At 45.4% G+C, this 22077-nt stretch carries 22 protein-coding genes; 13 read left to right on the top strand and 9 right to left on the bottom strand.

Annotation, left to right across the window (positions count from 1 at the left end; genetic code table 11):
- Positions 1-51 precede the first annotated feature (51 nt).
- From coxB to HGO26_RS19035, 4 genes are read left to right on the top strand one after another with little or no spacing between them, the layout of a single operon-like run.
- Positions 52-1584: a cytochrome c oxidase subunit II gene (gene coxB, locus HGO26_RS19050; RefSeq protein WP_168827219.1), complete on the top strand. Its 1533-nt coding sequence runs from the start codon at positions 52-54 to the stop codon at positions 1582-1584.
- A gap of 9 nt (positions 1585-1593) precedes the next feature.
- Positions 1594-3186, top strand: coding sequence for a cytochrome c oxidase subunit I (gene ctaD, locus HGO26_RS19045; protein ID WP_105250642.1), 1593 nt, complete (start codon positions 1594-1596; stop codon positions 3184-3186).
- A 1-nt stretch (position 3187) separates the two neighbouring features.
- Positions 3188-3769 (top strand): cytochrome c oxidase assembly protein, encoded by a 582-nt coding sequence (locus HGO26_RS19040; RefSeq protein ID WP_105250643.1) that lies wholly within the window; start codon positions 3188-3190, stop codon positions 3767-3769.
- Entirely contained in the window at positions 3766-4641 is an 876-nt protein-coding gene (locus HGO26_RS19035; RefSeq protein ID WP_105250644.1) for a cytochrome c oxidase subunit 3, read from the top strand. The genes HGO26_RS19040 and HGO26_RS19035 overlap by 4 nt, the downstream gene beginning before the upstream one ends.
- A 4-nt stretch (positions 4642-4645) precedes the next feature.
- Here HGO26_RS19035 and HGO26_RS19030 read toward each other — a convergent pair whose 3' ends face one another.
- On the bottom strand, positions 4646-4864 hold the full coding sequence (locus HGO26_RS19030) for a DUF2909 family protein (protein ID WP_105250645.1): 219 nt from the start codon (positions 4862-4864) through the stop codon (positions 4646-4648).
- Between HGO26_RS19030 and HGO26_RS19025 the strand changes: the two genes are divergently transcribed.
- The 5 genes from HGO26_RS19025 to HGO26_RS19005 all read left to right on the top strand — a co-directional run bounded on the left by HGO26_RS19025 (position 4863) and on the right by HGO26_RS19005 (position 8840).
- Positions 4863-5627 carry an SURF1 family cytochrome oxidase biogenesis protein gene (locus tag HGO26_RS19025; RefSeq protein WP_168827285.1) on the top strand — a complete coding sequence of 255 codons (765 nt, stop codon included), beginning with the start codon at positions 4863-4865 and terminating at the stop codon, positions 5625-5627. The two genes, HGO26_RS19030 and HGO26_RS19025, sit on opposite strands and share 2 nt — an antisense overlap.
- A gap of 90 nt (positions 5628-5717) precedes the next feature.
- Entirely contained in the window at positions 5718-6263 is a 546-nt protein-coding gene (locus HGO26_RS19020; protein ID WP_105250646.1) for a death domain-containing protein, read from the top strand.
- Positions 6263-7240: a COX15/CtaA family protein gene (locus HGO26_RS19015; protein WP_105250647.1), complete on the top strand. Its 978-nt coding sequence runs from the start codon at positions 6263-6265 to the stop codon at positions 7238-7240. The genes HGO26_RS19020 and HGO26_RS19015 overlap by 1 nt, the downstream gene beginning before the upstream one ends.
- Before the next feature lie 14 nt (positions 7241-7254).
- The gene (gene cyoE / locus HGO26_RS19010) at positions 7255-8160 is read left to right on the top strand and encodes a heme o synthase (protein WP_168827217.1); all 906 of its coding nucleotides are present in this window, start codon (positions 7255-7257) and stop codon (positions 8158-8160) included.
- A 47-nt stretch (positions 8161-8207) separates the two neighbouring features.
- Positions 8208-8840, top strand: a complete 633-nt coding sequence (locus tag HGO26_RS19005; protein ID WP_168827214.1) for an SCO family protein — start codon at positions 8208-8210, stop codon at positions 8838-8840.
- Here HGO26_RS19005 and HGO26_RS19000 read toward each other — a convergent pair whose 3' ends face one another.
- Entirely contained in the window at positions 8841-9887 is a 1047-nt protein-coding gene (locus HGO26_RS19000) for a polysaccharide deacetylase family protein (RefSeq protein WP_168827212.1), read from the bottom strand. It abuts the gene before it with no gap.
- Positions 9888-9909: 22 nt separating this feature from the next.
- On the opposite strand from HGO26_RS19000, the gene HGO26_RS18995 reads away from it, so the two are divergent.
- Positions 9910-11277 carry an MATE family efflux transporter gene (locus HGO26_RS18995; protein WP_168827210.1) on the top strand — a complete coding sequence of 456 codons (1368 nt, stop codon included), beginning with the start codon at positions 9910-9912 and terminating at the stop codon, positions 11275-11277.
- Between the two features lie 80 nt (positions 11278-11357).
- Positions 11358-13295 carry an alpha/beta hydrolase family protein gene (locus HGO26_RS18990; protein WP_168827208.1) on the top strand — a complete coding sequence of 646 codons (1938 nt, stop codon included), beginning with the start codon at positions 11358-11360 and terminating at the stop codon, positions 13293-13295.
- A gap of 83 nt (positions 13296-13378) precedes the next feature.
- On the opposite strand, the gene nfuA is transcribed toward HGO26_RS18990, so the two are convergent.
- From nfuA to HGO26_RS18955, 7 genes are all read right to left on the bottom strand, one after another.
- On the bottom strand, positions 13379-13957 hold the full coding sequence (gene nfuA, locus HGO26_RS18985; protein WP_168827206.1) for a Fe-S biogenesis protein NfuA: 579 nt from the start codon (positions 13955-13957) through the stop codon (positions 13379-13381).
- Between the two features lie 239 nt (positions 13958-14196).
- The gene (gene urdA / locus HGO26_RS18980; RefSeq protein WP_168827204.1) at positions 14197-15945 is read right to left on the bottom strand and encodes a urocanate reductase; all 1749 of its coding nucleotides are present in this window, start codon (positions 15943-15945) and stop codon (positions 14197-14199) included.
- A 92-nt stretch (positions 15946-16037) separates the two neighbouring features.
- Positions 16038-16802, bottom strand: a complete 765-nt coding sequence (locus tag HGO26_RS18975) for a nucleoside-specific channel-forming Tsx family protein (protein WP_168827202.1) — start codon at positions 16800-16802, stop codon at positions 16038-16040.
- Between the two features lie 174 nt (positions 16803-16976).
- A complete protein-coding gene (locus HGO26_RS18970; protein ID WP_168827200.1) occupies positions 16977-18221 on the bottom strand; it encodes a sensor histidine kinase in 1245 nt (414 codons plus the stop codon).
- Positions 18208-18885, bottom strand: coding sequence for a response regulator transcription factor (locus HGO26_RS18965; RefSeq protein WP_168827198.1), 678 nt, complete (start codon positions 18883-18885; stop codon positions 18208-18210). Before HGO26_RS18965 ends, HGO26_RS18970 begins: the two co-directional genes overlap by 14 nt.
- Positions 18886-18887: 2 nt before the next feature.
- On the bottom strand, positions 18888-19634 hold the full coding sequence (locus HGO26_RS18960; RefSeq protein ID WP_105250657.1) for a helix-turn-helix transcriptional regulator: 747 nt from the start codon (positions 19632-19634) through the stop codon (positions 18888-18890).
- A gap of 190 nt (positions 19635-19824) precedes the next feature.
- Positions 19825-20607, bottom strand: a complete 783-nt coding sequence (locus tag HGO26_RS18955) for a ComFC family protein (RefSeq protein ID WP_168827196.1) — start codon at positions 20605-20607, stop codon at positions 19825-19827.
- Positions 20608-20639: 32 nt separating this feature from the next.
- Between HGO26_RS18955 and bioH the strand changes: the two genes are divergently transcribed.
- Together bioH and HGO26_RS18945 are read left to right on the top strand one after the other, a co-directional pair.
- Positions 20640-21434: a pimeloyl-ACP methyl ester esterase BioH gene (gene bioH, locus HGO26_RS18950; protein ID WP_168827194.1), complete on the top strand. Its 795-nt coding sequence runs from the start codon at positions 20640-20642 to the stop codon at positions 21432-21434.
- A gap of 61 nt (positions 21435-21495) precedes the next feature.
- Positions 21496-22053: a hypothetical protein gene (locus tag HGO26_RS18945; protein WP_168827192.1), complete on the top strand. Its 558-nt coding sequence runs from the start codon at positions 21496-21498 to the stop codon at positions 22051-22053.
- Positions 22054-22077 lie beyond the last annotated feature (24 nt).

The raw sequence follows: 22077 nt of genomic DNA, 5'->3' as shown, positions 1-22077 counted from the left end.
GTGTTGCTCTTCTTTGTAGTTGCTATTCGCAATTGGCAGAGGAGAAGTCTTGTGAAGCAATTGTTGTATTGTTTACTCGTGGTGCTTTTCGCACCACCGTTGACCGCCGCGGACATGCGGTTCAACATGACCCCTGGCGTGACCGAGATCAGTGGCAAGGTTTATCACTTGCACATGACCATCTTGTATATCTGCTGCGCAATAGGCCTAGTGGTCTTTGGCGTCATGATTTACGCCATGATCAACCACAGAAAATCCAAAGGCGCTGTCGCGTCCCACTTTCACGAAAGCACTAAAGTTGAAATCGCTTGGACGATTCTGCCATTTATCATTTTGATCTTAATGGCGATTCCAGCGACAAAAACTTTAATCGCAATGGAAGATCCCAGCAACGCCGATCTCACCGTAAAAGTTACGGGGTCCCAATGGAAATGGCATTACAGCTATTTCGATCAAGATATTGATTTTTATAGCATACTGACAACACCCAGAGCACAAATTGAAGGCACCGAAACCAAGGGTGAAAACTATCTATTGGAAGTCGATAAACCGCTCGTTCTACCGATAAACCGCAAAATCCGCTTTCTGATGACTTCAGAGGATGTCATCCATTCCTGGTGGGTACCCGCCTTTGCCATTAAGAAAGATGCCAACCCTGGATTTATCAATGAGGCTTGGACTCGCATCGACAAACCCGGCATTTACCGCGGTCAATGCGCCGAACTTTGCGGAAAAGACCATGGTTTTATGCCTATCGTAGTACAAGCGTTACCTGAAGCCGAGTTTGAGGCTTGGGTAACAGAGCAGAAACAAGCCGCAGGTGCTGCGGCTGAAGCCGCTCAAGCCGCTTTATCACAAACCCTAAGTAAAGAAGAGTTGATGACTCAAGGTGAACAAGTTTACCTCGGGCACTGCGCAGCCTGCCACCAGCCCAATGGCGAAGGGTTGCAAGGCGTATTTCCGCACCTTAAAGGTAGCCCGATTGCAACGGGACCACTCAGCGGTCACCTTGAAATTGTGCTCAACGGTAAAACGGGTACTGCCATGCAAGCGTTTAGTAAGCAATTGACCGCACAAGAAATCGCGGCAGTGACTACCTACGAGCGGAATGCTTGGGGCAATAATACTGGCGATGCAGTGCAAGCCAAAGACGTCAACGAGTACATGAACGGCAATTCTGCACAAACATCCGCCGCGGTACCAAGCAGTACAACCCCGACACCCGCACCTGCAGACGTCTCAGCTGCAATCGATCCCGCAAGCCTCCCCACACTCAGCCATGACGCCCTCATGGCCGAAGGTGAAACTGTCTACGCGACCTTCTGTGCTGCCTGCCATCAAGTGACAGGTGCAGGAATACCACCCGCCTTCCCCGCGCTAGTGGGTAGTGCTATCGCCATTGGACCAGTCGCCAATCACATCGATATTGTGATGCACGGTAAAACAGGAACGGCTATGCAGGCATTTGGCAAACAGCTTAGCCCACAGCAACTTGCAGCAGTCATTACCTATGAACGCAATGCTTGGGGCAACAATACCGGCGATACAGTGCAACCTGCTGATATCGCAAGTCATGGACAGTAGGGGATAATGATGAGCACAACGACTCAAGATCAAACTGCAGCCCATGATGACCATCATCATGGTGCGCCAAAGGGCATCATGCGCTGGCTGCTAACCACCAACCATAAAGACATAGGTACTTTGTATTTATGGTTCAGCTTCATTATGTTCTTAACCGGTGGCGCTATGGCCATGGTGATCCGCGCTGAACTCTTTCAACCTGGATTACAATTGGTCGAGCCCAACTTTTTCAACCAAATGACAACTGTTCATGGGCTGATCATGGTATTCGGTGCGGTAATGCCAGCCTTTACAGGGCTTGCTAACTGGCTGATCCCTATGATGATAGGAGCGCCCGATATGGCGCTGCCACGGATGAATAACTGGAGTTTTTGGATACTCCCCTTCGCCTTCACTATCCTTCTCAGTTCGCTGTTTATGGAAGGTGGCGGACCAAACTTTGGTTGGACCTTCTACGCACCACTATCAACAACTTATAGCCCAGATAGCACGGCGCTCTTTGTATTTTCTATTCACATCATGGGGATAAGTTCGATCATGGGCGCGATCAACGTGATTGTGACCATAGTGAATTTACGCGCGCCAGGCATGACATGGATGAAGTTACCATTATTTGTGTGGACTTGGCTTATCACGGCATTCCTACTGATCGCGGTTATGCCCGTACTCGCGGGCGCAGTGACTATGGTGCTGACCGATAAGTTTTTCGGCACGAGTTTCTTCGATGCGGCTGGCGGCGGCGATCCTGTGATGTTCCAGCATATTTTCTGGTTCTTCGGCCACCCTGAAGTTTACATCATGATCTTGCCGTCCTTTGGCATCATCTCTGCCATAGTGCCCGCCTTCAGTCGTAAACCCTTATTTGGCTATGCATCCATGGTTTATGCTACGGCTAGTATTGCAATTCTGTCATTCCTCGTATGGGCGCACCATATGTTCACCACAGGTATGCCAGTGTTTGCCGAGCTGTTCTTCATGTATTGCACTATGTTGATTGCTGTGCCAACTGGGGTGAAAGTGTTTAACTGGGTTGCCACTATGTGGCGCGGCTCACTCAGTTTCGAAACGCCCATGCTGTTTGCTGTAGCCTTTATCATACTCTTCACTATTGGCGGTTTTTCGGGATTAATGCTCGCCATTACACCCGCCGACTTCCAGTACCACGATACTTATTTTGTTGTGGCACATTTCCATTATGTACTCGTAACTGGTGCGATTTTCTCCATCATGGCAGCGGCCTATTACTGGCTACCTAAGTGGACTGGGCACATGTACAACGAGCGACTGGGACAATGGCATTTCTGGTGTTCAGTGATTTCGGTCAACGTGCTGTTTTTCCCGATGCATTTCCTTGGGCTGGCAGGAATGCCAAGGCGTATCCCTGACTACTCGATTCAATTTGCCGATGTTAATCAAATAGTCTCGATTGGTGGGTTTGCCTTCGGCTTATCGCAATTGATTTTCTTAGTTTTAGTAATTAAGTGCATCCGTGGCGGCGAAAAAGCTCCCGCTAAACCTTGGGAAGGTTCCGAGGGTTTAGAGTGGACATTGCCAAGCCCTGCGCCTTACCACTCCTTCACGACACCACCTGAGGTGAAATGAAATGGCAACCCAACACCAGCAAGATAAACCTAAGTCAAATCGTAAACTTATCAGCATGTTAGTTATCGGCTGTATTGGCATGTTTGGCTTTGGATTCGCGCTGGTGCCGCTCTACGATGTGTTGTGCGAGCAACTCGGTATCAATGGAAAACCCTCCAATACCGCGAGTAGTTATCAAGCAATCACAGTAGATACAAGCCGAATAGTGACTGTGGAATTTATTTCTCAGGTACAAACAGGCATGCCATGGACATTTGCGCCACAAACCAAACGGCTCGAAGTTCACCCTGGCGAGCTAATCCATACGGCATTTTTAGCGCGCAATATGTCCGCTAAAGCAACTATTGGCCAAGCGATACCTTCAGTTTCGCCCGGCCAAGGTGCCGCTTATTTTAATAAAACAGAATGCTTTTGCTTTAATCAACAACCCTTAGCGGCGGACACTAGCGCTGAGCTGCCGCTCATTTTCTATGTGGATCCTCAGTTACCTGAGTCTATCCATACTCTGACCCTCTCTTACACTCTCTACGACATTACCGACAAGCAGTTAGCGTCTGCCATAGAGCAAGGAGCTGCAAAATGACAACGAAACATCAGTCTTACTACGTTCCATCCCAAAGTGTCTGGCCTATTGTAGGTGCCATTGGCTTGTTCTTAATCGCCTCTGGTGCAGGCCTTTTCGTGCAACAGTTGAAATCAGGTGCATCCGGTGGCGGTTATGTGCTGCTGGTTGGGATAGCTGTGATCCTATTCATGCTGGTAGGTTGGTTTAGAACCGTGATCCAAGAGTCGATGGCAGGGCTCTATTCTAGCCAAATGGATCGATCGTTTCGCCAAGGTATGAGCTGGTTTATTTTTTCGGAAGTTATGTTTTTCGGGGCTTTTTTCGGGGCACTATTTTATGCCCGCATGTTCGCAGTGCCTTGGCTCGGTGGCGCATCGAATAATGCCATGACCCACGAAGTACTCTGGCCTCAGTTTGAAGCTATTTGGCCGCTCATTACTACGCCAGATGGCACTAAAACCCAAGCTATGCCATGGACTGGACTGCCATTAATCAACACTATCGTACTGCTAACCTCCTCAGTTACCTTACATTTCGCCCATGTCAGCCTAGAAAAAGGTAAACGTTCTGCCATTACTCTCTGGCTTGGTATCACCATACTCTTGGGTATGGGTTTCCTTGCCTTACAGGCAGAAGAATATATGCATGCCTACCGGGAAATGGGACTCACCCTAACCTCTGGGATTTATGGCAACACCTTCTTCCTGTTAACTGGCTTTCACGGCATGCATGTCACTCTGGGGACTCTCTTTTTATTCGTGTTGTTTTTCAGAGTGTTGAAGGGGCACTTTAGCGCAGATAAACATTTTGCGTTCCAAGCGGGGAGTTGGTATTGGCACTTTGTGGATGTGGTCTGGCTGTGTTTGTTTATTTTCGTTTACGTTCTCTAGTGCTTTAGTAAGGCGTGGGATTGGGGCTAATTAACCCAGTCCCTAAGGCCACCAGCAATAACAAGATAACGAGCACGGAGAAAATCACTCGCCGACCAAGATAACGGCTCATAGGCACTTTTTCATCACCTTTCACCATAATAAACAAGGCGCGACCTAGATTAAAAATGATGAATAGCAACAGCAGAACTAAGACCAACTTAAAAATGAACAGGCTATTCATACAATATCCTCATGTTCTGCTGAATAAATTAACGGTTTTTCTACTGATATTGACTGTGGCTGTATTAACTATATTGGTCAAGTTGGGTTTATGGCAGTTAGCCCGTGGTGAAGATAAAACGACACTTTTAGCCCAAATGGAAGCAAGGCAAGCTTTGCTGCCATTAAGTTTTGAGCAGCTCCAACTCAAGGTCGGCAAAGAAGGCGTAACGGGTTATCGACTGCAAGTACGCGCCACTCCCGCGAGCTCACAAATCTGGCTGCTGGATAATCAAATCTATCAAGGTCAAGTGGGCTATTTAGCCTTTCAACCCCTGCAAGTAGAAGTTGAAAAACCTTGGTTGCTGGTCGAATTAGGCTTTGTTGCCGCGGGTTCCCATCGGGATGAGTTGCCTCACATTACTCCCCTAAGCGGGGCATTAAATATCGAAGGCAGGCTTTATCAAAAGCAAATCAATCCATTGAGCCAAGCTTTAATGGCAGAAAGAGGGACAAGTATTCGCTTTCAAAATTTAAATATACCCGAAATGGCTAAGGTATTAGGGCACCCAGTGTTACCTGTCGTGTTGCAACCAGAGCAATTACCTTCCCTCACATTGCCCCATCCTTGGCAACCTTTCCCACTGTCAGCACAAAAACATTGGGGCTATGCGTTGCAGTGGTTTTCGATGGCAGCCGTATTTGCAGGGCTAATGCTGTGGCAAGGGATTAAATATGTAAAACGCCATAGCGCCCAAACAGTCGCAAACTCAAGGAGCAAATAGGGAAATTCGTACCATACTTCGCAAGACACTAATAAAACTAAATAAATATAAAACAATAATTTAGGGATAATTTGAATGAGAGGAGCAAGCATGAACTCCCAGAACAAATCTAAACACAAAGCATTAGGGCTATTACTGCTGGCGTTTATTGCCCCCGTAGTGATTGCTAAGCTAGTGCTGAGCCTGAATTTATACCATGGCGGTGCCACCAATCATGGCGAGCTGATCAGTCCCGAAACCAGTTATGCCAGCCTTGGGGTTGAAAATTCTAATCCCAAAGAATGGCAACTACTGTATTTATTGCCCGCCAAATGCAACGATGCTTGCCGCGAACGCCTGTATATTTTGCGCCAAAGCCACACAGCGCTAGGGCCAGATCAGGCGCGAGTCGAACCGCTGATACTCACTCATCCCGACAGCGATCTTAACGCCTTAAGCACCTTTAACTTCAATACTCGTCCCGCCAATGCAGGCTTAAGCAAATGGTTAGATGAACAGCAGCTAATCATAGTCGATCCCTTAGGCAGCTTAGTACTGCGCTATCCTCAAGTGCAGGGCAAAGAAGCACATTTAGCTCAAGGCAAGGCGCTGATTGCGGATCTGCGTAAGTTGTTAAAACTGTCGAGGGTGGATTGATGCAGCTAACTTGGATCCTACGCTTAACCTTAGTCTTTACCCTATTGGTGATTTTAATGGGCGCTTACACCCGCCTATCGGATGCAGGACTCGGCTGCCCCGATTGGCCAGGCTGCTACGGCCATATTAAAGTGCCCACCCAAGACCATGAAATCGCCCATGCGCAAACTATATTCCCAGATCACGATATCAATCCAGAGAAAGCTTGGCTGGAAATGATCCACAGATATATCGCAGGCGGACTTGGCTTACTGGTGTTATTCATCTTAATTTTGTGCTTAAAAACACCGGAAGCACCCAAAAAGTTGCCGATCATCATAGTGCTGCTGATCCTTTTTCAAGGAGCGCTAGGCATGTGGACAGTGACCATGAAACTTATGCCAATAATTGTGATGTCGCATCTTATTGGTGGCTTTAGCCTAATCTCGCTGCTGTTACTCCTTTACCTGCGAACCCGACCTCGGCGTATATTTAATAGCGAAACTCATGCTCGACATCTCGCACCGTTAGCATTGGTGAGCCTATTCGTCCTTGTGGGTCAGATCATGCTGGGCGCTTGGACATCATCGAATTACGCGGCGCTCGCCTGCACCTCTTTACCCATCTGTGAGGGAAATTGGGTAGATAACTTAGCAATAGCCGAGGCATTTTCACCGTTCCAAGGCCAACACCCTAGCTTCGAATTTGGGGTGCTCGATTACCCTGCACGAATGACTATCCACGTAGCCCACAGAATTGGCGCTATCGTCACTGCCAGCTTGTTACTCGTGCTCGCCTACCGATTATTTGTGGGCGCTACGGGACTTAAGGCTTTAAGCCTTTTATTAGTGGGACTAGTCATACTACAAGTGAGCTTAGGTATTTCTAACGTAGTGATGCATTTGCCACTCGGTATTGCCGTGTCTCACAACGGTGGTGCGGCACTACTGCTACTGACCTTAGTCACAATCAACTATTTTTTATGGCGCAAAGCATAAGCGAGGGATCCAAGATGGCAAAACCACTCTCAATCACCAGTAGCCTGCCCACTTTCAGCGTAACATGGCGCGCCTATTTTGAAATGACCAAACCTAAAGTGGTTGCACTGATGCTGCTCACAGTCTTAGTCGGCATGTGTCTTGCTGTGCCCCATGCAGTCCCCGTTCAACCTTTAATCGCCGGTATGCTGGGTATTGCTATGATGGCGGGTTCTGCGGCGGCGTTGAATCATCTGATCGATCGCCGTATCGATGGCTTAATGGCACGCACCTACAATCGCCCGCTACCCAAAGGGCGTATTTCGGCCACACGCGCGTTAATTTTCGCCGCTAGCTTAGGTAGTCTTGGCTTTATCGTCTTATATTCCTTAGTCAATCCACTCACAGCTTGGCTGACCTTTGCCAGCCTGATTGGCTATGCCTTGGTTTATACTGCCTATTTGAAACGCGCAACATCACAAAATATTGTGATCGGCGGCCTTGCGGGAGCCATGCCCCCCCTGCTGGGATGGACGGCAGTGACGAACGAATTTCACGGCCATGCGTTATTGCTAGTGATCATCATTTTTACGTGGACGCCGCCACATTTTTGGGCACTGGCCATTCACAGACGCGCCGAATATGCCAAAGTAGATATTCCCATGCTACCAGTCACCCACGGTGTCGAATTTACGAAAACCTGCATCTTGCTCTACACAGTATTGCTGGCGATTGCTTGCCTGTTACCTGTGCTGGTTGGTATGTGTGGGCCAGTGTATTTCGTCAGCTCGAGTTTACTCAGTACGGGATTTATCTATAAAGCATGGCAACTTAAATATCGGGATCATGATGGCTTGGCGATGCAAGTGTTCCGCTTCTCTATCTACCATTTAATGTTGTTATTTATGGCATTACTGCTAGACCACTATTTGTGGAACTAGTGTATGGAACGAGTTTGTCGCGCTAACCTGTATTTATGGAGCGAATAATGCAGAAAAGAATTTTAGTCATCGCCATTTTGTTGTTCGGTCTTGGCGGCCTATTTGCGGTGAAATTTAATCCCCCAAAACCTATCGAGTTAGAGAGCGGTTTTCTGTTTCCACAGGCCTATGAATTAGCGCCCTTTGAATTGGTTGATCAACACAAGCAAGCTTTTACCAATGCCAGTTTGCAGGGAAAATGGAGCTTATTCTTTATCGGTTTTACCTTTTGTCCCGACATTTGCCCTACGACCTTAAATAAACTCGCGGCGGCTTATCCCGATCTAAACAAAATAGCGCCATTGCAGGTGGTGTTTTTATCCGTCGACCCCAAACGGGACACACCGGATAAACTCCTGACCTATGTTAATTTTTTCAATCCAGAATTTAAAGCGGTCACGGGCGAGCAGACACAAATCTTCCCACTCACCCGCAGCTTAGGGCTGACCTATGCCATGGTCGGTGAAGGGGAAAACTACCAAGTCGACCATAGTGCGGGTTATGTGTTGGTGTCGCCGCAGGGAACGCGAGTTGCGGTATTTAAACCTACGGCAGCGTTAGGCAAACCGCCGCAGGTGTTAAATGATGAAATGATTAACGATTTTGAAAAAATAGTGGCGCAATACAAACCTAGCCGCTGATCACTCTTTAACCCAAGAGCCATCGTCCTTTGGTCTTACCCAAGGCTGAGAAAACCAATAGTAGCCATTGCGCGCCTTACTCGGCGCTGTGCAGTTATAACGCGAGCGCCCCGCGGGCAAGGCTAAATCCGCTTGAACACTAAACTCGTTTTCATTGAGCCAAGTCGGCTGTTTTGAGCCTTGACCTTGGATGTAACACATCACTTGCTTAGCAGAGATATCACTCATATCGAGGGTCACTTTAAGCTCAGGACGCCAATGGCCACCCTTTAACTCAGGATCACTTGGGGTTTGTGCAATCACAGGCATATTTAAGCTGTATAACTTTGCCTTAAGGCTTTTTAGGTCAGCATATTGTCCAGCAACGGGGAAACGCGGCAGGGCCGTTAATGGCGAATAGGGCCCGGCGGCACCGGACTGTTGCCCAAAAGCGACAAAGCCGTTCTCAGTTAACATATCCTGCAACGCTTGATTGTACTCACCGTAGGGATACGCCAGCATTTTAAAATTGTGCCCAGTGGCATCTGCAATCGCCTTTTCTGTATCTAAGATATTGGCTTTTATCCGCGCTAACCACTGCGCCTGTGATTCATTTTCTAAGGCGCGGATCAAATGTTCGTGCGCCCAACTGTGATTAGCAATATCGGCGCCTTCCTTGGATAGTGTGATGAGTTCATCCCAAGTCATCATCTCGGTAAACTTTTGTTTAATCGGCTCAATTGCCACAAACAAGGTGTAGGGGAATCCAAATTCCTTTAGGATAGGATGCGCCGTAGTCGCTATACTGCGATAACCATCATCGAAGGTAATTGCGATTGTTTTAGCGGGTAAATCTTGTTTTTGCTTGATCGCTTCAACCACTTTAGAAAGCGGGATCACCTTAAAGCCGTCATCGACGAGAAACTGCATTTGCTCACGAAATTGCGCGGGCGTAACGCTGGTTGCCGCCGGAGTGGTTTCTGACACATGGTGATATTGCAGAATGACCACGGCATGGGCAGAAAACGTCATTAGCCCTATGAGTGCCAACAGCACACGTTTAACCATAATGTGAACACCTCTGAAATTAATGAATACTGCTAAATCAACTTGGCTCGACCTCATGCTCAACGGCGCGAAAAATCGCCAGTTACTGGCGCTCGCCCTGCCGATGATACTCTCCAATATCACTATCCCGCTGTTGGGCTTAGTCGATACGGCTGTTATAGGTCATCTGAGTGAGGCCTATTATTTAGGGGGAGTCGCTGTCGGGTCAACGATTATCACATTAATCATTTGGTTATTGGGATTTTTGCGTATGGCGACGACAGGTTTAGTCGCGCAAGCCTTTGGTGCTGACGATCTTCACGCCCAGCACAAGCTCTTAGTCCAAGGCGCTATGCTAGCGATGTTATTGGGCGCAGGCGTTATCGCACTGCAAGTCCCGATATTGGATTTAGCGTTAGGATTATCCGAAGCGAGTAGCGAAGTCGAGCGCTATTGCCGCGAGTATTTTCAGGTACGAATTTGGTCAACGCCCTTCGCCCTGCTCAATTTAGTGATGTTAGGTTGGCTCTTAGGGCGACAACAACCTAAAGCCGCCATGTGGCAGTTGATTTTAGCCAACCTTGCCAATATTATTCTCGATGTGGTGTTTGTCCTCGGCTTGGGTTGGGGCGTTAAAGGCGCTGCCCTCGCCTCAGTATTTGCCGATATCACCGCTTTCTCAGTCGCACTCACTATGGTGTTACAACAACTCAAGCGCGCACCCGAGTTTCACTTATCTCAGCTATTCCCCCATGTCACCTTAACGGGTTATGGCAAATTACTGAGGCTCAACACAGATATTTTTGTCCGCAGCCTCTGTTTGCAGGCAGCTTTTGCCTTTATGACATTCCATGGTGCAGGTCTAGGTGATAATACCGTTGCGGCCAATGCCGTGTTATTGAATTTACTGCTATTAATCTCCTACGCTCTAGATGGTATAGCCTATTATGCCGAGGCAGAAGTCGGTCGAGCCTATGGGCAAAAACAGGCAGAACAATTAAGGGAAGCTGTGATCTTAGCTTGGTGCTGGTCGGCCATAACGGCACTAGGATTCTGCGCTGTATTTAGTCTTTTTGGCAGTAATATTATCGCGTTATTGACCAGCATTAATGAGGTCAGAGCCACTGCGCAAACCTATCTTATCTGGCTAATATTCTTGCCTTTATGGTCCTTTAGCTCGTATTTATTCGATGGTGTTTACATAGGTGCCGCTAAAGGAAAAGTGATGCGCAATAGCATGATACTCGCCACCTTTGGCGCGTTTTTCCCGACCTGGTATTTACTGCAGCTGCTATTACTACCAGAGCAAGGCAACCATGCCCTCTGGGCCGCGATGAGTGTCTTTATGATCGTCAGAAGCCTAACGCTCGCAGGGCATTATTATTTCAGTCAGGCCTTTTTACATAAATAAATCTGTAAAGACAGTAGTTTACTAATCTCAAAATCATTATTATGTTGATTTTACAATTGTAACGAAGATGTGAATCGATAATGAAAAGGATTTTACCGCTGCTATTGCTGTGGCTATGTAACTATACGGTTGCCAACACTGCGCCACAATTACCCGTTGAAGCCTTTGCAAGCATCCCAGATGTTAGCTCTGTGCAGCTCTCGCCTAATGGCAAAAAAATCGCTTCTGTTGTACGGGTCGATCAAGCCAAACTCAAAGGTACTGTCGTTAGTATCCAAGATATAGAAACAGGCGAAAAAAGCATTCCGCTGCACACAGATAACCAAAAATTTGTCATCCTGTCTCTGCAGTGGGCAAACGATAATATCTTACTGATCAGTGCTAAGTTTCCGGCTAACCGTTACGGGACACCTACAACCGAAACCCGCCTTGTTAAGTATGATTTGACCACGAAAAAGACCTCGAGTGTCCTTCCGCGCAGCGTCTTAGACCGTCTTAATTGGATCCCGCAACATCAGGGACAAATTATCGATCTTATGCCAGATGATCCCGATAATATTTTACTGTCATTAGACGGAATGGGAGAAAACGTAGGCGAAGACAGCGTTCTGAAAGTCAATTTAGCGCAGGGGAAATCCAGTTACACCCAAAATGCTAAAAAGAAGATCATCAGTTGGATTACCGACAGGCAGCACAAAGTCCGAATTTCTATCTACAACGATGATACTGAGTACCGCATTTATGAACAGGCCGAGCAAAAGAGTGATTCACGCTTGCTTTGGACCTTTAAAGCTTTTTCTGAGGACACTGTTTGGCCATTAGGTTTTGATGCAGACCCTAATATCCTCTACGTTCGCGCCTATCACCAAGGTTTCGAAGCCATTTTTAAAGTGAACCTGACCGACCCTAATCTTACAAAAGAGTTGGTTTACGCCAATGAAGCAACTGACGTCGAAGGGGATTTACTCTACTCGCAATTAAAGAAAAAAGTCATTGGTATCAGTGAAGGCGACGGCGAGGAATACACCTTCTGGGAAACAGAATATGTCGGACTACAAAATGGTCTTAAGGCTGTATTACCCGATGCTCACAACTATATTACTCAATTCAGTGCAAATGAACGCCGCTACATAGTGTATTCCACCAGCTCAACCGAGCCTGGCACTTATTATTTCGGCGATAGGGACGAAAAAACGTTATATCCCATCGCGAACAGATACGGCAAGCTCAATAGTGAGCTACTCGCCAACACCCAACATCTAACTTACGAAGCAAGGGATAAGCTCAAAATCGATGCTTACCTAACAGTGCCAAAGGGACTCGAAGCTAAACAGCTACCGACGATTATTTTCCCCCATGGCGGCCCGATCAGTTACGACAGTAACGACTTTGACTATTGGGCACAGTTTTTCGCTAATCGGGGTTATGCAGTATTTCGAATGAATTTCAGGGGGTCGGCAGGTTACGGCTATGAGTTTATGAAGGCTGGCCTAAAAAACTGGGGGCTCGAAATGCAAAACGATGTTGAAGACGGGACTCGTTACCTAATAGCGCAAGGGATTAGCGATCCCAAACGCATTTGTATTGCCGGTGCGAGTTATGGTGGTTACGCGGCCTTAATGGGGGCTGCCATGACTCCCGATCTTTACCGTTGCGCCATCAGTGTAGCTGGTGTGACCGATGTGGCCTACCTAGTAAAATCAAGCCGCAGACATACCAACTATGAAGTGGTTAAAGAGCAAATAGGAGATGATCTCGATGCCCTCTATGAGCGATCACCTATCAGTAAAGCAGATAAAATTAACATCCCAGTATTACTGCTTCATGGCGATAAAGACAGGGTCGTTAAGGTTCAACATAGCCGAGAAATGTATGACGAGCTCAAATCACTAAATAAACCAGTGGAGTATATTGAGTTGGAAAATGGTGATCATTACCTGAGCAATAACGACAACAGACTCGCGACTTTTAAAGCCTTAGATAAGTTCTTAGCTGATAATCTCAACCCTAAGTTATAACTTAACAACTGCACTTAAAGCGAAAGCCAAATATAAAAAACGCGACTCAAGGTCGCGTTTTTCATTCAGCTTAACAAACAAGATTAAGCGTAAGAATGTTCACCGTGTTGGTGATCTGTCACGTCACGTACGCCAGTCAACTCACTTGGGAACATGTCTAACAATTGTTTTTCGATACCATCCTTCAGGGTGATATCAACTTGAGAACAACCATTACATCCACCGCCGAACTGCAGTACGGCTACGCCTTCTTTGGTAATTTCAACCAGCATGATATTACCACCATGGCCAGCTAACTGAGGGTTAATTTCAGATTGGATCACGTATTCGATACGCTCGACTAAAGGTGCATCACCAGACACTTTACGCATTTTTGCGTTAGGTGCTTTGAGCGTGAGTTGTGAACCTAATTGGTCAGTCACAAAATCGATAGTGGCATCTTCAAGGAAAGGTGCACTCTTCTCATCGACCATAGCATTGAAGCCAGTGAACTCGATTTCAATATCATCACTTTCCACTGCATCCGGTGGACAATAAGACACACCACACTCGGCTTGCGAGGTACCAGGACTGATCACAAATACGCGAATATGAGTGCCTTCAGGTTGATCTGCTAACAACTTAACAAAATGGGCTTGAGCCGCATCGGAAATGGTAATCATGAAAACCTGCTCCGTCAGGGGATACCTGAGTGTTTTAGTAAGAATTAGCCGTATGATACTCCGACTCACCTTCGCTTTGTAGTCCTTTGGATAGCAAGTTTATGGATTTTTGCCATAGCGATCACGATTTATTCATCATAAACAAGCTTTAAACGAATGTGTTGTACGCGAGTGAACTGCATCATTTACAAACAAAAGCGACCCAATTGGGTCGCTTTAAGCCAGACATAAAATACAAACTATTTAGCCGCTTCTTGTCCCGCGATACGACCAAAGACAATGATATCAGTGTAAGCATTTCCACCGAGTCGATTGGTTCCATGGGTTAAACCAGTCACTTCACCCGCAGCAAACAAGCCCGGAATCACCTTTCCTTGTTCATCAAGTACACGAGTACGTGTATCAACCGCTAGTCCACCCATAGTATGGTGCACAGAAGGTGTCGCTTTTAAAATCCAATAAGGTCCTTTACTTAAATCGACTAATCCTGAGCGATGATTAAAGGCTTCATCCTTTCCTGTTGCGGCATAACGATTAACGTCTTTAATCGTTGATAACAACTTGTCTTCAGGAATATTAAAGACTTTAGCGGCTTCTTCTAGGGTGTCGACCTTATACATTAGCCCGTCTTTTGTGAATTCCTTCAGTTCACCTTGATGCATTTCAACAGTATGGGCAACATCTTCAATAGCTTGGTTCCAGAGCACATAAGTATAACGGCCTGGTTGGGCTAGAATGGCCTGTGAAATCACATCTCGGCGTTCCAATTCCTCAACAAAGCGCTCACCATTCTGGTTGATTAACACCGCACCAAAGAAGCGAGAGTCTGCAATCAAGGCAATCGCGCCCGAGGTTGGGCTACAAATAGGATATGACTGGATATATCCCATATTTTTAGCTACTGCATGTATTTTTTCTGCCATCACAATACCGTCACCAGTACCACCTGAATGACCAGTGCTGCCATAACGTTCATCTAACTCTGGGTTATATTTTTTACGCATTTCCATGTTAGACGAGAAGCCACCCGTGGCAATCACAACACCGCGTTTTGCATAGTAGGTTACCGTTTTGCCATTATGAATCGCTTCTACACCCACAATTCGGCCCGTTTGATCTTGAATTAACTTTTCAGCCTTAGTATTGGTATGAATTGGTAAGCCTACTTCTTCAGCTTTAATAGAAAACTTGCTGATCACCTCTGCTCCGGTATGACCTTTAGGGATTAGCGCACGTTTCACGCTGTGTCCACCAAACTGAAATAATTGATCTGGGTAAAATTCTACTTTGACGTAATCCCTTAACCACTCAGCAGCATCAACCGCATTATCGACCATGGTCTTAACCATTTCAGGGTCACCTTTGAAATCGCCGCCTTTTAGCGTGTCGCTAATAAACAGCTCTTTGCTATCGGTCACCCCCATATTTTTTTGCACCCAACTACCGGCCACATTCATCTCAGCGCCAGAAATCAAAGAATTACCGCCGATAATAGGCATCTTTTCAATAATCACTGCACTTCGTCCCGCAGTCATAGCCTCTAAACCAGCACTGAAACCTGCACCACCCGAGCCAATAATCACCACATCATAGGTATATTCTGCTGGTGTTAATGCTTCATTTTTTTTAGCTGAAGCGACAGCAACTAACGTAACACCTGCGGCTTCAATACTTTTACCCACGGCTTCTTTAAGCGCTTTAGACGTTACGGTTGCGCCTGCAATACCGTCAACCTCGATAGAGTTATTATCAATAATCGCCTGTTTAACATCTTTAAATACGGCACCAGCAAGGACCTTATTTTCCTTTTGCTTTAGTACATCAATCGCCACAATGTGTCCGTCTTTGAATGTGGTTTCGACCTGCACTTCGCCATGCTTGCCTTGAGCGGTTCCCTGGCTTTTTACTATTTGATGGGTAACTTGACAGCCGACAATAATTGCTGTTGCCGTTGCAGCAATACCAATAATGGATTTTTTATAATGCATTACAATTCCCTTATTATTTTTGATAAAATTTAGAACAGCACCAAATTAAATGAGATTCTACTTATCAAAATTTCAACCTATTTGATAAACTGTTAAAACTGATAACCAACAGATATACCGTATTCAACCCCATCATTATATTGCGAACCCCAGCTATCATAATGAGTGACATATAACTTTGAAAATATTGAATCCGTGAGACTTGTTTGTAATGTTGTAATTATCTGATGGCCATAGCTGTCATATGAAAATAATGCTTGATGCGCTGCATCCCTATCAATTTGTGCTTCATAATTCAAACTTAAACTATGTTTTAACCCTAGCAACTCAAATGGGTACTTTGCATTTAAAACCACGGCATAACCTGACAGATCATTAAACTTCTCTGATGTGGGGGAAAAGCTACCAATGGTATAATTTAAACCGACACCATAGTTTAGTGATAAATTTTGAATTTTTGCATTATGGGTAATACCTAAGTAAAGATTATCTTCAACTAGCGTTTCACTCGCAGAGATAAAGTTCTGAGTCCAGAAGTTGAACTGCGACTCTCCCAGCTTATTTTCAAGTATCAATAATGACTTAATGGTAGTTTTACCATCAAGGTTCTTCTGATTTTCCGCGATTTCAGCAGGGTTTTCGAGCTTAAGATTAGCAAAGTAAGTACCCCAATCAGCAATTCCTAAATGATTCAACTTTACAAAAGGTTGATTAAAAACACCTGGGTTATCATTTTTTGCGTCACTGGTATAAAACTTATAACCTAAATCCACGCTCGTTTTATTCACATCAGCATATACTGAACCACTAAAAATAATTGCACTGACTAAAATAGATGCCACACTTTTTTTACACATAGAGCCCCTCTCAACCATGTATTCTAGGAAGTATTTTAAAATACTTATCGACCAGTAAACTTTATATAATAAAGTTACTACGAATAGCATGATGACTATGTGATCTAAGCCCAACGGCGCTTTTGCATTTTAAAAGTGTGTGGTTTAATGCAGTAAATTTACAGCTCCTATTACTTAACTGTTAGATATTTCCAATCTAGCGACAAATACATTATTTGCAGATGAGCTAGTAAAAGTCCAACCCAGTTGATTCGCGAGACGTTTCACCAGTAAAAGCCCTAAACCAAATCCATTATGACCGTTACTATTGTAAGAATTAGTAATTTCAACACAATGACCTTCTTGAGTAACAGTAATATCGACTCCACCATGCTCAATACTATTCCTTAATAAATTACTTAATATTATTTTTAGCGGATGAAGCTGAACGGGCAAACAAGTATCATCACACAATAATTGAATTTTTTGCTCATAACCATGTACCCGTTGCTGCTCCTCGATAATACAGGCAAGTAGAGGCGATAACGCGACATTTTCATTTTCTAAGCTGGAACACTCTTTATTAGTTAACCATAGTAGGGTTTCAATGAGTGACTTCATTTGATTGGTCGCTTGGGAAGCATACAGCGTTGGCCCTGCAAGCTCGCCTTGTTGTAAAGCGAGGATTTCAAATGAAGACTGGCATATGGCGACTGGCGTACGTAACTCATGACTAGCAAAACGTAAAAAATTGAGTTCTCGCTGCTGAGCCTCCTGAAGTTGTAAAATCGAGTTATCTAGAGCATCAACAATTGCCTTTAATTCAGCATATTCTTGTTCAGGTAAACTCAGTTTCCCTCCTCTTTCCCAATCATGTTGTTTAATCGCATGACTAATTTGATGAACAGGCGTAATCACTTTACTTTGCATATAAAACGCTAAACTTGCACTGGCACAAAAGGTTATCAAAACAAGCAGCAAGATCGCCGTCATATTTTTAGGGGCAAATTGCAAATCATGGGTAACACTAAACTGCAGCCAAACGTATAGCGGCTGGCCAGTTTGGGTGTAGTACACACTTAACGCGTTAACAATGGGACCTTCTGCATGCTCATAGCGAATTGTGCTCGCATCAGTTAAGACTTCATTGTTACTTAACTCACGAATTTGCAGCGGAATATCTAGCCAATGAGGATAGACAGTTAAGTTATCGGTTTTTAGAAGTGGTTGATGAAGTAATGATTGCTGAGTTGACTCCGCCAGCTTCAGTAATGCTTCGGCCGCTTGCCCTGCATTGTGCATTGTGACTTCATGCATAGAAATCATACCTGCACACATCATGCAAAGCGGGATAAAACTATTTACACCTAAGGTTATTAATAGAAAAATAACTCCCCACACTTGATAACTACGCTTGAGGCTAAGTTTAGGCGCTTGCATTGATATCATCTCTAAGGCTTAAACCGACGCCACGAATCGTATGTAATATTTGCCGTTCAAAGGGGCGATCGATCACTCGACGCAAAAGATGAATATGGCTGCGCAAGCTGTCACTATCAGGTACGCTGTCGGGCCAAAGCATTCGCTCAATCTCTTCTCTACTCACCGTTTCTGGACTACGCCTAGCTAATAAAGCCAGGATCTGCCATCCGGTTTTAGACAAAGCCAGCTGTTGCCCTTGCCGATACACCATGTGGTTTGCAAAATCGATTTCTAGGTCGCCAATAGTCAACCTTTGGGGCGCGGGACGACGCTGAGCAACCACCTTCAATCGCGCGACCAGTTCCTCCATTGCAAATGGTTTTACTAAATAATCGTCCGCGCCCACAGCAAAACCACTCAAGCGATCATTCAGACTACTACGTGCAGTTAACATGATTACTGGTGAGGTAATGCACTGTGCTTTCCAGCGTTCACACGCTTCAATCCCATCACCATCCGGCAAATTTAGATCGAGAATAATAGCGTCGAACTGCTGCTGACTAATGAGCATATCCGCTTGTGCCAGATTGAAAGCGTAATCACACTCTATACTACTCAATTCAAGATATTGAATGATGTTGTTAGAAAGAAGTCGATTATCTTCAACCAGTAATATCAACATATTTAGATCAACTCATATTGATGGGCTAAATGGATTAAATTTGCTCTATTTGTAGCACCAAATTTCTTACGCATGGATTCCATATGATATTCAACTCCTCTGACACTTATCGGGAGCTGAGTTGAAATTTCGTCGTTTTGAAGACCGTTTGCGACCATAAGTAGGATATCTCTCGCATTATCTTTAAGCAGAGAGCTTTGTAGAAATGGATTGAACAATTGTTTATTACATTCAAAAAGCTTGTTTTGAGCTTCTTTTAAAGTGTCTGCCAATCCCTCTAACACCACCTCCGAAGCACTAAGATGGCTAAGTAGTATAAACCGGCCTGCCCAATGACGATTAGAGTGGAATGAGATGGGCCAGCTCAAAACACTTTGAATATTATGCTTACTAAACAGTAGGCTGGTCTTATCATTTTTTTCACTCGTGAATCTATACATATAAGATTTTGAAGTATCCAATGAAAAACCAAAATTGAAATCATGGGAGGCTATCTGATTTAAATAATAACGCTGTAATTCAGCCATAACAGGGGAAGAAGCTATGCTGGCGATAGGTTTTCTTAGTGCCGTAGGAGAGAACAGATTGGTATCTTTTGGAAAGTGATAATTTTCATACGCACAATGTGGAACTCCTTGAAACCAGAAACCACAAAAACCATGTAGCTTCAAAGAGTAGTTTATCGCCTGAATAACGTCCTTCAGCGTTGATGCCGTATCTGCATTTGATCGCGCCAGTTTAGCGTCCATAAATACCCTCCAAACGAAATAACATAGGAAGGTATCTCAATACAAAAAATAAACAAAACCCATTGATACAGATACTTACAGCTTGTCGCAAAATTAAAACTTATTCATTTTTACGCAGTATTTTTGACATAATTTTGACATACGCAAAGATATAATGGAGCATATAATGGAGCAATGCTTTTAACCGTTTTTAAATGTCATCCAACAAGCCTGGCGCTTCAGCCCTTGCCAAACACCATACTTGAACATGTACATAACGCGCTTCGAATAAGCGAGCAATTTCAGAGACTGTGGTGCCAGTGGTGACCACATCATCCACCAATGCAACACGCTGGAACGCAAAATCATCCGCTAACATAAAGGCATCATGTAAGTTGCGTCGTCGCTGTGCACCCGAAAGCCCCGCCTGCGGTCGAGTGTCTTGTTGACGCGTTAACCCTTCGCTCACTAACGGCAATTGCAAGAGCTGCGATAACTCATGGGCAATTAACCAAGCCTGATTAAATCCCCGTTGTTGCAAACGTTTTGGATGCAATGGAACTGGCACTATCGCTTGAGGCAGCGAGATTAATCCTTGCTGTTCTAATACCTTAAGTCGTGCCACTAAGGCGCGACACAGCACGGGCAAAGCGGCAAGTTGACCTTGATATTTAATCGCACCAACCCAAGCACCCAAACCTTGATGATAACTACAAGGCGCAATAACTTTACGTGGCTGGCGCTTTTGGCATTCACCGCAATAATCGACTTCTATTTGCATCGACTTACCGCAACCTAAGCAAATAGGCCCATGATATAAGCCAGATTGAAGACAAATGGCGCAAATGCCAGTCTCGGGAAGTGATATGGATTGGTGGCACAGCAGGCAACGGTTAGGTAAACTGCCCGCCAACCACCTTGTACCGAGTTGATAGCCTAAACGCATTATCCGCAAAGCAGATTGCGGCCAAATCCTTTTGACAAAGTGCGGCATACATTCACCTAATCCATTTTTGAGGCACTCAAGTGAGCCAAGTGACATCCACAAACCAAGCAAATTTGCATATTGAAATCAGCGGCCAAGGGCCAGATCTGGTGATGCTTCACGGTTGGGGAGTGAATAGCGCTGTGTTTACGCCATTACATGAGTCACTGTCTCAGTATAGGGTGCACTATGTAGACTTGCCGGGCTTCGGCCATAGCCAAATGGTTGAAGGTGGCCTATCAACCTGGGTCGATACCTTAGTCGCTGCATTGCCTGAACACGCTATTTGGGCCGGCTGGTCACTCGGTGGGCTCGTTGCGACTCAGGCAGCGTTAAGTTATCCACAAAAAATCAAAGGCTTGATTACTATTGCCTCATCCCCTTGCTTTATGGCAAGGGAAGACGAAGCATGGCCGGGCATTCCGCCACAAGTCCTCAATCAATTTAGAGAACAACTCGGCCAAAATTTACCTAAAACTATAGAGAGATTTCTGGCGATTCAAGCCATGGGTAGCGAAACCGCCAAGAAAGATATCAAACAACTACGCGATCTTGTCCTCGCACGTCCTTTACCCAATACCAGAGCCTTAACTCAAGGCCTAAATATGCTGACCGACGTCGACTTAAGGCTGCAACTGATAGAGTTGCAACAACCTTGGCTAAGGATCTGGGGCCGACTCGACGGGCTAGTGCCCAAACGCGTACCACCTAAAATGCCCATCACTGCTCAAAGTGAGGATGTGATGCTAGCCAAAGCCTCCCACGCGCCCTTTATTTCCCATCAGCAGGAGTTTTTGCAGGTATTTATGCCTTGGTTAACGTTACAGACACGTTAACGCTTTATCTTTGAGCGATTAATGGCTAGTATTTAACCATTAATGTGCCAAGGAATTTTCAATGTTAGTTGTCAGTAACTACCCCCAAGTTCCGCTAGCGACCAGTAATGTCGCGACGGACTCGGCTCGGGTCGACAACCAACTGAAACCTGTGGTCATCCCACCACAAGCGGCAACTAAAGGTCACGAAGAACGCGCCTTTAATCCACAGAATGAACGCACTGCGGATCAAGCTCAACAACAGGCGAAAACGCTCGAGCATAATCAGCAACAAGTTCAAGAAAAACAGCAGCAACAGCAATCCTCACAGCAACAGAACCAACAACAGCAAGAGAAAAAAGCGCCCCTTGTAGTGGCCGAGCGTGTTTTACCTAAAACGCTAAAAATTGCTGCAAGAGGCCAAGCGGCGCTGCAACGTAAGGATATACGCTTAAAGGTCAGTCAAGGTGCGGCAAGTTATGCCAGCAGTAACGCCAAAGCGAATACCAGCAGTACGGCAAGGCAATCGCTTCAAGGCGAATCGAGTCAATTTTATCAACAACTTGGGCAACGCATTAGTCAGTTCTATCAACAACAGACTCAGCCAGAGCAAGAATCTATTATGTCGACGTGGATTTAACCTATTCCAATTGTATGAATCCGT

Source organism: Shewanella oncorhynchi, from assembly GCF_012584455.1.
Taxonomy (GTDB): Bacteria; Pseudomonadota; Gammaproteobacteria; order Enterobacterales; family Shewanellaceae; genus Shewanella; species Shewanella oncorhynchi.
The sequence above is the reverse complement of the archived record's forward strand: the minus strand, read 5'-3'. Positions and strand labels throughout refer to the sequence as shown.

Bases quoted from the DNA above. Each gene is read 5' to 3' on its own strand.
- ctaD (WP_105250642.1), top strand. From the start codon at position 1,594: ATGAGCACAACGACTCAAGATCAAACTGCAGCCCATGATGACCATCAT.
- HGO26_RS19040 (WP_105250643.1), top strand. From the start codon at position 3,188: ATGGCAACCCAACACCAGCAAGATAAACCTAAGTCAAATCGTAAACTT.
- HGO26_RS19035 (WP_105250644.1), top strand. From the start codon at position 3,766: ATGACAACGAAACATCAGTCTTACTACGTTCCATCCCAAAGTGTCTGG.
- HGO26_RS19030 (WP_105250645.1), bottom strand. From the start codon at position 4,864: ATGAATAGCCTGTTCATTTTTAAGTTGGTCTTAGTTCTGCTGTTGCTA.
- HGO26_RS19020 (WP_105250646.1), top strand. From the start codon at position 5,718: ATGAACTCCCAGAACAAATCTAAACACAAAGCATTAGGGCTATTACTG.
- HGO26_RS19015 (WP_105250647.1), top strand. From the start codon at position 6,263: ATGCAGCTAACTTGGATCCTACGCTTAACCTTAGTCTTTACCCTATTG.
- cyoE (WP_168827217.1), top strand. From the start codon at position 7,255: ATGGCAAAACCACTCTCAATCACCAGTAGCCTGCCCACTTTCAGCGTA.
- HGO26_RS19005 (WP_168827214.1), top strand. From the start codon at position 8,208: ATGCAGAAAAGAATTTTAGTCATCGCCATTTTGTTGTTCGGTCTTGGC.
- HGO26_RS19000 (WP_168827212.1), bottom strand. From the start codon at position 9,887: ATGGTTAAACGTGTGCTGTTGGCACTCATAGGGCTAATGACGTTTTCT.
- HGO26_RS18995 (WP_168827210.1), top strand. From the start codon at position 9,910: ATGAATACTGCTAAATCAACTTGGCTCGACCTCATGCTCAACGGCGCG.
- HGO26_RS18990 (WP_168827208.1), top strand. From the start codon at position 11,358: ATGAAAAGGATTTTACCGCTGCTATTGCTGTGGCTATGTAACTATACG.
- nfuA (WP_168827206.1), bottom strand. From the start codon at position 13,957: ATGATTACCATTTCCGATGCGGCTCAAGCCCATTTTGTTAAGTTGTTA.
- urdA (WP_168827204.1), bottom strand. From the start codon at position 15,945: ATGCATTATAAAAAATCCATTATTGGTATTGCTGCAACGGCAACAGCA.
- HGO26_RS18975 (WP_168827202.1), bottom strand. From the start codon at position 16,802: ATGTGTAAAAAAAGTGTGGCATCTATTTTAGTCAGTGCAATTATTTTT.
- HGO26_RS18970 (WP_168827200.1), bottom strand. From the start codon at position 18,221: ATGCAAGCGCCTAAACTTAGCCTCAAGCGTAGTTATCAAGTGTGGGGA.
- HGO26_RS18965 (WP_168827198.1), bottom strand. From the start codon at position 18,885: ATGTTGATATTACTGGTTGAAGATAATCGACTTCTTTCTAACAACATC.
- HGO26_RS18960 (WP_105250657.1), bottom strand. From the start codon at position 19,634: ATGGACGCTAAACTGGCGCGATCAAATGCAGATACGGCATCAACGCTG.
- HGO26_RS18955 (WP_168827196.1), bottom strand. From the start codon at position 20,607: ATGCCGCACTTTGTCAAAAGGATTTGGCCGCAATCTGCTTTGCGGATA.
- HGO26_RS18945 (WP_168827192.1), top strand. From the start codon at position 21,496: ATGTTAGTTGTCAGTAACTACCCCCAAGTTCCGCTAGCGACCAGTAAT.